Origin of the sequence: Actinoplanes sp. CA-131856, assembly GCF_050956135.1 — a bacterium.
Classification (GTDB): Bacteria; Actinomycetota; Actinomycetes; order Mycobacteriales; family Micromonosporaceae; genus Actinoplanes.
The window spans coordinates 2,120,525-2,133,152 of the sequence record NZ_CP191849.1 but is presented as its reverse complement, the minus strand read 5'-3'; the positions used below and the strand labels follow the sequence as shown (position 1 = coordinate 2,133,152).

Sequence of the window (12,628 nt, the reverse complement as noted above, 5' to 3'; positions counted from 1 at the left end):
CGTCCAAAGGGGTGTTACGCGACGCCGAGGTAGGCGTCCTTGACCGCGGGGTCGGTCAGGAGGTCGTTTCCGGTGCCCTCCTTGACGATCCGGCCGGTCTCCAAGACGTACGCGCGGTGCGCGCGCGACAGGGCCTGCTGCGCGTTCTGCTCCACCAGCAGCACCGTCGTGCCCTGCTGGTTGATCTCCACGATGATGTCGAAGATCTGCTGGATCAGCATCGGCGCCAGGCCCATCGAGGGCTCGTCGAGCAGCAGCAGTTTCGGCCGGCTCATCAGCGCGCGGCCCACGGCGAGCATCTGCTGCTCACCGCCGGACAGCGTGCCACCGGCCTGCTTCTCCCGCTCCTTCAGGCGCGGGAAGAGGTCGAACGCCCGCTGGAGATCCTCGTCGACCTCCGACCGGACCTTGCGCGTGTAGGCGCCCATCTCCAGGTTTTCCCGCACGGTCATGCCGGGGAAGATGCCCCGGCCCTCCGGCGACTGCGACACCCCGCGGATGACCCGCAGGTCGGCCCGCATCTTGGTGATGTCCTGCCCGTCGAAGTGGATCTTACCCTGGCCGACGGGCCGCAGCCCCGAGATGGCGCGCATCGTGGTCGACTTGCCGGCGCCGTTCGCGCCGATCAGCGCGACGATCTCACCTTCGCCGACGGTCAGGCTGATGCCGTGCAGGGCCTGGATGCGCCCGTACGACACCGTCACGTTGTCCATCTCAAGCAGCATCGGTCGGCACTCCCAGGTAGGCGGCGATGACCGCCGGGTTCTCCCGCACCTCGGCCGGTGTCCCCTCGGCGATCTTCTTGCCGAACTCCAGCACGACGATCCGGTCGGTGACGCCCATGACCAGGCGCATGTCGTGCTCGATGAGCAGCACCGTGACCCCGGTGTCGCGGATCTTGCGGATCAGCTCGAGCAGCGACTCCTTCTCGGCCGGGTTGAAGCCGGCGGCCGGCTCGTCCAGGCAGAGCAGGCCCGGCTCGGTGGCCAGGGCCCGGGCGATCTCCAGCCGGCGCTGCTCGCCGTAGGCCAGGCTGCGGGCCAGCTCGCCGGCCCGGTGCTCGATGCCGACGAGCTTGAGCAGTTCGGTCGCCTTGTCCTTGGCCGCCCGCTCCTCGAGCGTGTGCCGGGACAGACCGAAGAGCTTCTGTCCCGTACGCCGGGTCTGCTGCACCAGCCGGCCGAAGCCACTCTTGGCGTCGACCTCGACGAGCTCGTGCTCCTTGACCCGCACCCGCCAGGTGCGGAACAGCGCGCCGACCACACTGGTCTTGTGCCGGGCGTCCGCGCCCACCTGCACGTTCTCCAGCGCCGTCATCTCCGGGAACAACCGGATGTTCTGGAACGTCCGGGCGATGCCGAGCCGGGTGATCTTGTGCCGCTGCTGGCCCACCAGGGCCTTGCCGCGGAACCGGATCTGGCCGCTGGTCGGCTTGACCACGCCGGTGACCGCGTTGAAGCAGGTCGTCTTGCCGGCGCCGTTCGGGCCGATCAGGCCGAGGATCTCACCCTCCTTGACGGAGAAGTCCACCCCGTCCAGGGCCGTCACACCGCCGAAGCGGATCGTGACGTTGTCGACCTCGAGCAGATTGTTGCGCTCACTCACCGACGGCACCTTCCTTAGCCCGGTCCTCCAGCTCGACCTTGCGACGGCGGCTCGGCAGCAGACCCTGCGGCCGGAAGATCGTCATCACGATCAGGGCGACACCGAAGATCAGCAGCCGGTAGTCGGCGAACTCGCGGAACCGCTCCGGCAGATAAGCCAGCAGGATCGCGCCCAGCGCCACACCCAACTGGTTGCCGGCGCCGCCGATGACCACCGCGGCCACCCACAGGATCGACGTGAACAGGTCGAAGCCCTGCGCGTTGATGAACGTCTGCTTGCTGAAGAACAGCGCACCCGACAGACCGCCCAGCGCGGCGCCGATCGCGAACGCCCACAGCTTGTACTTGAACGTCGGCACGCCCATCACCTCGGCCGCGTCCTCGTCCTCACGGATCGCCAGCCACGACCGGCCGACCCGGCTGCGCTCCAGGCGCCGCACGCCCAGCATGCAGATGAAGACCAGGGTCAGCGCCAGCCAGTAGAAGCCGATCACGTTGGAGACGCTGAAGATCGGCCGGCCCGCGGTGATGCCCGGGAACCAGTCCATCCACTGCGGCCACGTGCCCTCCGACGGCACCGGCACACCGGTGATGCCCCGGTTGCCGTTGGTGATGTCGGAGTTCAGCGCGAACACCCGGATGATCTCACCGAAGCCGAGCGTCACGATGGCGAGGTAGTCGCCCCGCAGGCGCAGCGTCGGCCAGCCCAGGATCACGCCGGACACCATGGTCACCGCGATCGCGATCGGAACGCACACCACCCACGGGAACTGGATCACGACCGGCGAGTTCGGCGAGCCGAGGATGGCCACCGTGTAGGCGCCGACCGCGTAGAAGCCGATGTAGCCCAGGTCGAGCAGGCCGGCGAGTCCGATCACGACGTTCAGGCCGACCGCGACCAGCACATACACCGCGCAGAGGAACAGCACCGAGGTGAAGTCCGTGTCCGGCGTGCTGATCAGCGGGATCTCGAGACCCGGCAGGGCGTACAGGAAGATGATGAAGGCGAAGAGGACCGAGATGCGCCAGCCGTACGGAAGATTCGACCACCGGTCCCGCAGACCGGTGACCGCGCGGACCCGGCTCTCGTCGGCCTTCCGCGCGGAATCGAGAACAGCCATCATGCCCGGGCCCTCCCCAGAGACTCACCCAACAGGCCCGTCGGGCGGAACAGCAACACGACCACGAGCATCACGAAGGCGACGACGTCCATCCACTCGTTGCCGAACACACCGGCGCCGTAGTTCTCCACCACGCCCAGCAGCAGGCCGCCCAGCAGGGCGCCGCGCAGGTTGCCGATACCGCCCAGCACCGCCGCGGTGAACGCCTTGATACCGATCAGGAAGCCCACCGAGTACGTCGTGATGCCCACCTTGACGTCGTAGAGCACCGACGCCGCGCCGGCCATCATGCCGCCCAGGATGAAGATCAGCATGATGACGCGGTCCTTGTTGACACCCATCAGGGCGGCCACATCGGGGTTCTGCGCCACCGCGCGCACACCACGGCCGAGCCGGGTGCGGTTGATGAAGATGTCCAGGCCCGCGAGCATCGCGAGCGCGCTCAGGATGATGCCGATCTGGAGGTTGGTGACGTCCGCGCCGAAGAGCGTGAACTGCACCTTCGGCTGCACCAGACTCGGCATGCCCCGCGGCTGCCGGTCCGTGATCGCGCCCACCAGCTCGAACAGTGCCACCGAGGCGCCGATCGCGCTGATCAGGAAGATCAGGCTCGGCGCGTTACGTTTGCGCAGCGGCCGGTACGCCACCCGCTCCACGATCAGGGCCGTACCGCCCGACGCCGCGCCGGCCGCCACGACCGCCAGCGCGATCAAGCCCAGCACCCCGAAGGTGCCCGGAGCCGACGCCCCCACACCGAATCCCAGGCCGGCCCAGACGATCGTGGTAACGAACGTGCCGATCATGAAGACTTCGGAATGAGCGAAGTTGATCAGGCGCAGGACGCCGTAGACCAACGTGTAACCGAGAGCGACCAGGGCATAGATGGCGCCCTGCGTCAGTCCCGTCACGGTGAGCGACATGAAGTTGTCGCCCAGGAATTCAAAGTTCAACGCGACTCCAGCGAGGGAAAGTCATACAGGACGTGCGGCCGAGAGCCAGAGCTCCCGACCGCACGTTTCGCAGCTCAAACAAACCGTCAGAGAAGACCCGCCAAGGGTCAGCTCTTCGGCGCCTCCTGGTCGGCCACGATCTTGCCGCCCTCAACCTTGTACGCCCAGATCGCCACCGCGGACGGGTCGATCTCGCCGTTCTCCTGGAACTTGAAGCTGGTGGTCACGCCCTGGCCGGTGTAGCCGTCGACGAAGGTCTCCAGCTTCTCCCGGGTCGAGTTGCCCGCCTTGATGCCCGCCAGCAGGATGTTCGCGGCGTCGAAGGCCTCCGCGCTGTACGTGCCGGCGTCACGGCCGACAGCGGCCTTGTAGTCGGCCGCGAACGTGCCGCCCGCCTTCTCCGGCGGAACACACGGGCAGGTCAGGATCGCGCCCTCGGCGTTGGCCGCACCAGCGCCGTCGACGAACGCCTGGTCCTTCACACCGTCACCGGCGACGAACTTGGCCTTGCCGCCCGCGTCGCGGTACTGCTTCAGGAACGGCGCGGCCTCACGGTAGTAACCGCCCCAGAAGACCGAGTCGGCACCCGAGCTGTTGATCTGGGTGACCAGCGCGCCGAAGTCGGTCTGCTGCTCCTTGACCACGGCGTTGCCCGTGACGACCGAGCCCAGCGTCTTCTTCACCTGGTCGGCGAGGCCCTTGCCGTACTCCGACGCGTCGTCCACCACGAAGGTCTTCTGGACCTTCATGACGTCCTTCATGTACAGCGCCAGGCCAGGACCCTGCGAAGCGTCGTTGCCCAGAGCGCGGTGGAAGGTCTTGTCACCCTGGTCCGCCAGCGCCGGGTTGGTCGCCGACGGCGTGATGATCACGACGCCTTCCTTGCTCATGATCGGGTTGGCCACCTTGGACTCACCCGAGAACGCCGGGCCCACCACGCCGAGGATCTTGGCGTCCTGGACGACCGACGTCGCGAGACCGGACGCCTGCGCCGGGTCACCGGCCGAGTCCTTCTCGACCAGCTCGACCTTGCAGTCGGCGTTGGCCTTGTTGTATTGGTCGACGGCGAGCTTCGCGCCGTCGCGGATGTTGATACCGAGCTGCGCGTTACCGCCGGTCAGCGCGCCGAAGAACGCGATCTTGCTGCCACAGGCAGCAGCCGCGTCCGTCGAGTCGCCTCCATCGTCATCGCTGGCACATGCCGCCGCGCCCAAAAGAAGGCCGACCATAGCCACGCCGCCGATGGCTCGTGCGAGAGACTGCCTCAAGGTTGGAACCCTCCTCCATACCGAACCCACCGAGCCACTGGCGGCCGATTGGCACTTGCGTACCGACGCAACCACGCCGTGCCCCGTTATGGGCCGGGACGCTATCCCAGGTTCCCGGGCTGCCAAAAGACTTCGATCGGGCTTTCATCGAACCGTTACGTCTCGTGACGCCTCAGTCGGAGGAGGTGTTACAACCGCACTACCCGCAAGATCAACTTTGTGTGGCCTCGGCGCCACCAGCCTCCTGACCCTCCGCCAGGATCCGGTCCGCCACCTCACGCATCGTCATCCGGTGGTCCATCGCGGTGCGCTGAATCCACTTGAACGCCTGCGGCTCGGTCATCTGGTACTTGGTCATGAGCTCGCCCTTGGCCCGCTCGACCGACTTGCGCGTCTCCAGACGATCGGTCAGACCCGCCACCTCGGACTCCAGAGCGGCGATCTCCGAGTACCGCGACAGGGCGATCTCGATCGCCGGCACAAGATCGGACTTCTGGAAAGGCTTCACCAGGTACGCCATGGCGCCGGCGGCCCGGGCCCGCTCCACAAGATCACGCTGGCTGAACGCCGTCAGAATGACGACAGGGGCGATACGCCCACCGGCGATCCGCTCGGCCGCGGCCAGCCCATCCATGATCGGCATCTTGATGTCCAGGATGACGAGATCAGGCCGAAGCTCCTCGGCCAGGCGCACGGCGGTCTCCCCGTCCCCGGCTTCGCCGACGACGTCGTAGCCTTCCTCCACGAGCATCTCGGCGAGATCGAGCCGGATGAGGGCCTCGTCCTCGGCGATCAACACCCGCTTGCGCTCGGCACCAGCCTGCGAGTCGGCCACAGAACTCCTACCCCCAACGATCCTGAAGACACGACACCCCGGTATGCGGGTGTCGCCGCCCTAAGCGTAGTGGGTAGGCTGTCCGGGACTCATCTTGGCGGGAGGATCTCCGGCGGATGGGCCAGCCGGCCCCTGTATTCCAACCGGCAGAGAAGATGGTCTCAAACACCATACAGTGTGGGTTCGAATCCCACCGGGGGCACAAAAACTGTCACACCCCTCCTCGATGATTCGAGGATGCACCCTCCCCATCTCCGCGAGGAAGCCATTCGGCTGCACGCCGACGGCGTACCTTTCGCCGAGATATGTCGGCGGCTCGAACTGTCGAGGAATACCGTCGCCTGCTGGCTTTACCGCCGCAGCCGCCAGACAATAAAGATCGATAAGCGGTGCCCGCGCTGCGACCAGCCCATTCGCAAGATCGATGATCCGCCGGCCTATGCATACCTGCTCGGACAATATCTCGGCGACGGTCACCTGCTGATGACCCAGCGGGTCCCTCTCCTGACGGTCACCTGCGATCTGCGCTACCCGGGCCTCATCCACGAGGTGTCCCACGCCATGGAGTCGTGCGGCGCCAAGACCGTGGGATATCAGGAGCGGGTGGGATGCGTGATCGTCCGGGCGCATTGGACCCATTGGCCCTGCCTCTTCCCCCAACACGGCCCCGGCGCGAAACATCTCCGCGAGATCTCGTTGGCCGATTGGCAGCGTGAAGTGGTGGACAGCCGGCCGCAAAGGTTTCTGCGGGGTCTCTTCCATTCCGACGGCAGCCGCTTCATCAACACCGTCGTACGTAAAGGCAAGAAATATGCCTATTCGCGCTACCAGTTCGTCAACGAGTCCAGCGACATCATGCGGCTCTGCCAGCAGAGCCTCGACCAGCTCGAGATCAACTGGCGAATGGCCCGGCACAACACCCTGTCGGTCGCGCGCCGCGAGGCGGTGGCCCGGCTGGACGAGTTCGTGGGGCCGAAGTGGTGACGGGAGTGTGCGGCTATGCATCCACCTCACCTTCGTGAGCGGGCGCTCACCCTGCGGGCCGAAGGCGTCCCCTTCGGCGACATCTGCCGTGAGCTCGGGTTGCCCCGGCGGACGGTGGGTCATTGGTTCTACGGGGACCGCCCTCGGGCGCGCGCGGAACGGGAGGCGAACAGGCCTCGTTGTGCGCGCTGCGCCGATCCACCGCACGCGGTGGCGGACGGGGCCTCTTACGCCTATCTGCTCGGTCTCTATCTAGGGGACGGTCATCTGGTCACCTCGGCCAAGGTGCCGGTGCTCCGCGTCTACTGCACGGCGAGCTGGCCGGGGCTGGTGAGCGAATGCGGCGAGGCGATGCTGCGTGTGCTCGCCCGCAGGGTGTGCCATGTTCGCCGGGGCGGCTGTGTCGTGGTCGAGAGCTCCTCCAACCACTGGCCCTGTTTTCTTCCGCAGCATGGTCCGGGGCACAAGCACGAGCGGCCGATCGTCCTCGCGCCCTGGCAGGAAACGCTGGTCGGGGCGAACGATGGCTCGTTCCTGCGCGGGCTGTTCCACTCGGATGGCTGCCGTGTCGTCAACCGGGTGAGGCACGGCGAGAAGGCGTACACATATCCGCGCTATAACTTCTCGAACGAGTCCGGCGACATCATGCGGTTGTGCCAGCAGTCGCTCGACCGTCTCGGCGTCGGCTGGCGGATGTGCCGCCCCAATATGTTGTCGGTCGCGCGCCGCGAGGCGGTGGCCCGGCTGGATCGGTACGTAGGGCCAAAATCGTAACAATCCGTGATCGCCCTTCGGGAGCCAAGCGCGAAGCGTCACGACGGGCGGTGACTGGGCGTGACTTTGCTTGGTGGGCCGGCCACTGAGGGTTGCGGCGCGGTCGTTGCCTTGGGCCGTCGCTCGCCGGGTGCCGGTGTTACGCCGCTCGGCGGGCCGGGTGCCGGCGGCCGTGCCGGAGTGACTGTCGGCGGCCGTGCCGGAGTGACTGTCGGCGGCCGCGCCGGGGTGGTTGCTGACGGCCGCGCCGGGGTGGTTGCCGGCGGCCGCGGCTCGGTGGGTGTCGGCGGCTGTGACTGGGTCGGTGTCGTCGGTGGGCCGGGCGGCGGAGTGACTCGCCCGGGTTCCGACGGCTGGGCCGGATTGGCCGGTGTCGATGCCGGAGGCTTGGACGCTGACTGTCTTACTTTTTCGCAGTAGCGGTCGACCGCTTGTTCGCCGCCGGCCGCGGCGATCAGGGTGCGGCGATCGTGTGTGGTCAGTGGGGTGGCGCCGCGCCAGGCCTCGCAGCGGGTGAACGCGGCGAGGTCGGGTGACGGGCCCGGTCCGGGCCGGCTGGACGCCGGCCCGGACTCGGACGGGGTGACCCGTGGGGACGGGGTGCCTGTTCTCGGCGCAGGTACGCCCAGCGCCGAGAACAGGCGGTGCGCGTGCTGCTGGGCTTCCTGGGGGAGGTTGCCGGTGCGGGCGGCCACCGCCGTACCGGTGAGGAGCAGGAGAGCCAGACCGGCCGTGGCGGGCACGAGCACGGCCCGGATCCTCGCCGGTCGACGGCGGCGTGCGGCGCGGGCAGCACGTTTGCGTTCCGCGGTGAAGGCGTCGACCAGGTGCTTCTCGCCGCTGAGTTCCGAGGCGGTGGCCGGGGCACGGGCCGCCTCGATCAGGCGGCGCAGTCCGGGGTCTCCGGCGGCGAGGTCGGTGTCGGAGCTTCTCCGCTTGCGCATCGCATGAAGGAGAGCGCGTAGCTGCCGCATTTTGTTACACCCCCTGCCGGCTGGGGTGGGAGCGGTCGCGGACCTGCGGGTGGGCGGCGAGGCGCCGGAGTCCGCGCATGGCCGCGACGCGGACGGCTCCTGGCCTTTTGCCCAGGATGTCGGCGGTGGTGGCCACGTCGAGGCCGATGACGACCCGGAGCATCACGGCTTCGGCCTGGTCGGCGGGTAGTTCGGCGATGAGGGAGACGGCCCAGGCGGTCCCGTCGTTCTCGAGGGTGAGGGTGGCCGCGTCGGAGGCCGAGGCGGCGGCGGGCAGGGGTGGGGCGGGGCGGCGGCGCACCGTGTCGAGGCCGCGGTTGCGGGCGATCCGGAAGAGCCAGCCGCGAAAGGCGGGCAGGTCGCCGTCGAAGCGGTGGAGGTCGCGGATGACCTGGAGCCAGGTTTCGCTGGCGGCGTCCTCGGCGTGCTCGCCGGCGACGACCCGCAGGTAGCGCAGCACGCCGGGGTGCAGGCCGCGCCACAGGGTGGCGAAGCCGCGACGGTCACCGTCGCGGGCGGCGCGCAGGGCGGCGGCCAGGGGGTCGTCGGGCACGGGGTCTCCCGGGGGTGGGGGCGTGCCGTTGATACCCAGGACGGCCGCGCGGAGAAACCGGCTTCTGGGGGCGGCCTGTGAATCCGGCTGAACCGCAGGTGGGGTGTGGCGGCGGATGTTGTCATGGTTCGGACACGTTCGGCTGGAGGCCTCATGTTGTGGTCCGGTTCCTCGCCCCTGACGGTCATGCGGAACAGCATGTGGGGTTTTCTGATGTTCGCCGGGGTGGCGTGGCTGGCGATCGGCTGGAGCGTGATGCGCCTGGAGCCGGCCGACGTGGTGAGCGTGGCCGGGCCGGTCATCTTCTTCGGGGCGTTGTGCGAGGCCGTGCGGGCTCTGGCGGGTACGCGGACGTGGTGGTTGAACGCGTCGATGGCGGCGCTGTTCACGGCCACCGGGGTGATCGTTCTGCTGGATCGGGACGCGACCTACACGACGCCGGCGTCGCTGGTCGGGTGGTTCCTGATGGTGCGGGGCGCGGTCGACGTGGCGGTGGCGACGATGAACCGGGGCGCGGACCGTACCTGGGGGCTGATGTTGTCTCTGGGTGTGGCGCAGGCCGGGCTGGGTTTCTTCGCGTCGAGCCCGCTGTCCCGGGCGGCCGATCCGGTGATCGTGACGCTGGGTGGGCTGGCGTTGCTGCGCGCGATCGCCGATCTGGTGACGTCGTTGCGCTTGCGGGAGGTTTCCGCCGTACGCCCGGAGGTCCTTCAGTTGTCTCCGGAGCGCGAGGAGGGTGTGACCGGTTATTCGGCGGGGCTGACCGATTTCGAGGAGGCGCCGGAGAAGCCGCGGGCGCGGCACCGGGCGGTGGACGCCGACGCGCGGACCTTCCACGAGGAGGTCGTGAACACGACGCGCGATCTGGACGCGAAGATCGCCGAGGCGGGGGTGACGGGTACGGCCGCGGCCGCGCACCGGCTGCCGCCCGACAAGGACATTCCGGCTGTTCCGGACACCGCGGAGAGCATGGCGGAGGGCGAGCGGCGCCGCTAGGGACCAGTCTCCCCCGCCCCGCCGGGCCGGGATCCGTCAGTCGGCCAGTCGCCGGGCCGGGATCTCAGCCGGGCGGGGCGTCCGCATAAAACGCTTCGGAGGTACGCCACGACAGGCGGCCCGCAGCGAAAAGGCGACCCCGCTACGCGCGTTCGCCGATACGGCGGAGCAGGCCCTCCTGGACGGCGCTGGCGATGTGCCGGCCGTCGCGGGTGAACATGCGGCCGCTGGCCAGGCCCCGGCTGCCGCTGGCCGATGGGCTCGTGCAGTCGTACAGGAACCACTCGTCGGCCCGGAACGGGCGGTGGAACCACAGCGCGTGGTCGAGGCTGGCCCCGATGACGCCGCCCGGTCCCCACACCTCGCCGTGCACCGACAGCACCGAGTCGAGCAGTGACATGTCCGACGCGTAGGTGAGCGCGCACGCGTGGATCAGCGGATCGTCGGGCAGTTTGCCGTCGATGCGCATCCAGACGCGCTGCTGTTCGGTGGCCACCCGGTCGCCCGGCGGCACCCAGCCGGGCGTGTTCACATAGCGCACGTCGACCGATTGCGGCGCCGCCGCGAACGCGCCCCGGCGGGACGGATATCTGCGGACCCAGTCGGCCATCGTCTGCACCTCGTCCGGACCGGGCACGCCCTCGGGTGGCGGCGTGTGGTGGTCGAGGCCTTCCTCGCGGACCTGGAAGGAGGCCGACATGAAGAAGATCGTCTTGCCGTGCTGCTGGGCCGTGGAGCGGCGCACCGAGAAGGACCGGCCGTCGCGGATCGTCTCGACCGTGAACCGGATCGGTTCGGTGGGGTCGCCCGGCCGCACGAAGTAGCCGTGCAGCGAGTGGACCGTCCGGGCCGGATCGACCGTCCGGCCGGCCGCGATCAGGGCCTGGCCCGCGACCTGCCCGCCGAAGACCCGCTGGGCTCCGGTCTGCGGGCTGGAGCCCTGGAAGGTCGCGTCGTCCAGCTGCTCGAGGTCGAGGATTTCGAGCAGCTGGTCGACGGCGGCCTGTCCGCTGAGCGGTGGGGTCACAGCGAGGCGGGGTCGACGAGGTCGCCCAGCCGGTGGACCCGCAGGGTGTTGGTGGAGCCGGGCGCGTTCGGCGGGGAGCCGGCCACGACGACCACGTAGTCGCCGGGCTTGGCCAGGCCGAGGCCGAGCATCTTGGCGTCGACCTGACGGAACATGTCGTCGGTGTGCTGGACGAAGTCGGTCAGGAACGTCTCGACGCCCCAGGCCACGGCGAGCTGGTTGCGGACCTCGGGGACCGGCGTGAAGGCGTACAGCGGAAGCTCGCAGTGCAGGCGCGAGAGGCGCCGCACCGTGTCGCCGGTCTGGGAGAACGCGACCAGGGCCTTGGCGCCGATGTTCCGCGCGATCTGGGAGGCGGCCACGGTGAGCGCGCCGCCGTGGGTGCGCGGGTCGTGCTGGAGGCGGGGCACCGGGATGGAGCCGCCCTCGGTCGTGCTGACGATCTTGGCCATGGTGCTGACGGTGAGCACCGGGTATTTGCCGACCGAGGTCTCGCCGGAGAGCATGACCGCGTCGGTGCCGTCGAGCACGGCGTTGGCGACGTCGGAGGCCTCGGCGCGGGTCGGGCGCGAGTTCTCGATCATCGAGTCGAGCATCTGGGTGGCGACGATGACCGGCTTCGCGTTCTCGCGGCAGAGCTGCACGGCGCGCTTCTGCACCAGGGGCACCTGGTCGAGCGGGAGCTCGACGCCGAGGTCGCCGCGGGCGACCATGACGCCGTCGAAGGCGAGCACGATGGCTTCGAGGTGCTCGACCGCCTCGGGCTTCTCGACCTTGGCGATGACCGGGACGGTCCGGCCTTCCTCGGCCATGATCTCGTGGACGAGCTTGATGTCGTCGGGCGAGCGCACGAACGAGAGCGCGACCATGTCGCAGCCGAGCCCGAGGGCGAAGCGCAGGTCCTCGGCGTCCTTGTCGCTGAGCGCCGGGACGCTGACCGCGACGTTGGGCAGCGAGACGCCCTTGTTGTTGCTGACCGGGCCGCCCTCGACGACCAGGCAGCGGATGTCGTTGCCCTCGACGGCGGTGACCTGGATGGCGACCTTGCCGTCGTCGATCAGCAGACGGTCGCCGCTCTTCACCTCCTGCGGGAGCTTCTTGTAGGTGCAGGAGACCCGGTCGGCCGTGCCGAGGATGTCGTCGCTGGTGATGGTGACGAGGTCACCGGTGTTCCAGACGTGCGGGCCGTCGGCGAACTTGCCGAGGCGGATCTTCGGGCCCTGCAGGTCGGCGAGGACCGCCACGGCCCGGCCGGTGTGCTCGGCGGTGCTGCGCACGAGGTCGTACACCTTCTGGTGATCCTCGTGGGCGCCGTGGCTGAAGTTCATGCGGGCCACGTCCATGCCGGCTTCGACGAGGCCGAGCATGCGCTCGGGGGAAGCGGTCGCGGGCCCCATGGTGCAGACGATTTTTACGCGGCGTGTCACGGCCATCAGGCTAGTCTCTCTTCCTCATCGGCCTGGCGGCCGACCCCCGTCGCCGGGATGAACTACGTGTGTCGGGCGGCGAGGGTCCCCAAGGGTCTCTCAGGCGCGCTGCGCC

The 12,628-nt window shown here is 68.8% G+C and carries 13 protein-coding genes and 1 tRNA gene; 5 read left to right on the top strand and 9 right to left on the bottom strand.

The annotated features are described in order from the left end of the window. Positions 1 to 14: 14 nt before the first annotated feature. The 6 genes from ACQP2X_RS10250 to ACQP2X_RS10225 form a co-directional block, all read right to left on the bottom strand. Positions 15 to 725 carry an ABC transporter ATP-binding protein gene (locus ACQP2X_RS10250; protein WP_498695986.1) on the bottom strand — a complete coding sequence of 237 codons (711 nt, stop codon included), beginning with the start codon at positions 723 to 725 and terminating at the stop codon, positions 15 to 17. Next, on the bottom strand, positions 715 to 1,605 hold the full coding sequence (locus ACQP2X_RS10245; protein WP_498695985.1) for an ABC transporter ATP-binding protein: 891 nt from the start codon (positions 1,603 to 1,605) through the stop codon (positions 715 to 717). Before ACQP2X_RS10245 ends, ACQP2X_RS10250 begins: the two co-directional genes overlap by 11 nt. Next, positions 1,598 to 2,725, bottom strand: coding sequence for a branched-chain amino acid ABC transporter permease (locus ACQP2X_RS10240; protein WP_498700897.1), 1,128 nt, complete (start codon positions 2,723 to 2,725; stop codon positions 1,598 to 1,600). Before ACQP2X_RS10240 ends, ACQP2X_RS10245 begins: the two co-directional genes overlap by 8 nt. Next, positions 2,725 to 3,675, bottom strand: coding sequence for a branched-chain amino acid ABC transporter permease (locus ACQP2X_RS10235; RefSeq protein WP_498695984.1), 951 nt, complete (start codon positions 3,673 to 3,675; stop codon positions 2,725 to 2,727). The genes ACQP2X_RS10240 and ACQP2X_RS10235 overlap by 1 nt, the downstream gene beginning before the upstream one ends. A 107-nt stretch (positions 3,676 to 3,782) precedes the next feature. Further along, complete coding sequence (locus ACQP2X_RS10230; protein ID WP_498695983.1) at positions 3,783 to 4,943, bottom strand: branched-chain amino acid ABC transporter substrate-binding protein; 1,161 nt, start codon at positions 4,941 to 4,943, stop codon at positions 3,783 to 3,785. 211 nt (positions 4,944 to 5,154) lie between these two features. Beyond that, a complete protein-coding gene (locus ACQP2X_RS10225; protein ID WP_360259303.1) occupies positions 5,155 to 5,778 on the bottom strand; it encodes an ANTAR domain-containing response regulator in 624 nt (207 codons plus the stop codon). A gap of 128 nt (positions 5,779 to 5,906) precedes the next feature. On the opposite strand from ACQP2X_RS10225, the gene ACQP2X_RS10220 reads away from it, so the two are divergent. The 4 genes from ACQP2X_RS10220 (at position 5,907) to ACQP2X_RS10205 (ending at position 8,501) form a co-directional block, all read left to right on the top strand. After that, positions 5,907 to 5,980 (top strand) — tRNA-Leu (locus ACQP2X_RS10220). Between the two features lie 35 nt (positions 5,981 to 6,015). Beyond that, entirely contained in the window at positions 6,016 to 6,762 is a 747-nt protein-coding gene (locus ACQP2X_RS10215; RefSeq protein ID WP_498695982.1) for a helix-turn-helix domain-containing protein, read from the top strand. A gap of 210 nt (positions 6,763 to 6,972) precedes the next feature. Next, a complete protein-coding gene (locus ACQP2X_RS10210) occupies positions 6,973 to 7,536 on the top strand; it encodes a transcriptional regulator (RefSeq protein WP_498695981.1) in 564 nt (187 codons plus the stop codon). A gap of 644 nt (positions 7,537 to 8,180) precedes the next feature. Next, positions 8,181 to 8,501 carry a hypothetical protein gene (locus ACQP2X_RS10205; protein WP_498695980.1) on the top strand — a complete coding sequence of 107 codons (321 nt, stop codon included), beginning with the start codon at positions 8,181 to 8,183 and terminating at the stop codon, positions 8,499 to 8,501. A 13-nt stretch (positions 8,502 to 8,514) separates the two neighbouring features. On the opposite strand, the gene ACQP2X_RS10200 is transcribed toward ACQP2X_RS10205, so the two are convergent. Next, a complete protein-coding gene (locus ACQP2X_RS10200) occupies positions 8,515 to 9,063 on the bottom strand; it encodes an RNA polymerase sigma factor (protein WP_498695979.1) in 549 nt (182 codons plus the stop codon). Between the two features lie 186 nt (positions 9,064 to 9,249). Between ACQP2X_RS10200 and ACQP2X_RS10195 the strand changes: the two genes are divergently transcribed. After that, positions 9,250 to 10,059 carry a hypothetical protein gene (locus ACQP2X_RS10195; protein ID WP_498695978.1) on the top strand — a complete coding sequence of 270 codons (810 nt, stop codon included), beginning with the start codon at positions 9,250 to 9,252 and terminating at the stop codon, positions 10,057 to 10,059. Between the two features lie 142 nt (positions 10,060 to 10,201). Here the strand turns inward: ACQP2X_RS10195 and ACQP2X_RS10190 are convergent, their stop codons facing one another. Together ACQP2X_RS10190 and pyk are read right to left on the bottom strand one after the other, a co-directional pair. Continuing rightward, positions 10,202 to 11,086 (bottom strand): acyl-CoA thioesterase, encoded by an 885-nt coding sequence (locus ACQP2X_RS10190; RefSeq protein ID WP_498695977.1) that lies wholly within the window; start codon positions 11,084 to 11,086, stop codon positions 10,202 to 10,204. Then, positions 11,083 to 12,519 (bottom strand): pyruvate kinase, encoded by a 1,437-nt coding sequence (gene pyk / locus ACQP2X_RS10185; protein ID WP_498695976.1) that lies wholly within the window; start codon positions 12,517 to 12,519, stop codon positions 11,083 to 11,085. Before pyk ends, ACQP2X_RS10190 begins: the two co-directional genes overlap by 4 nt. Positions 12,520 to 12,628 lie beyond the last annotated feature (109 nt).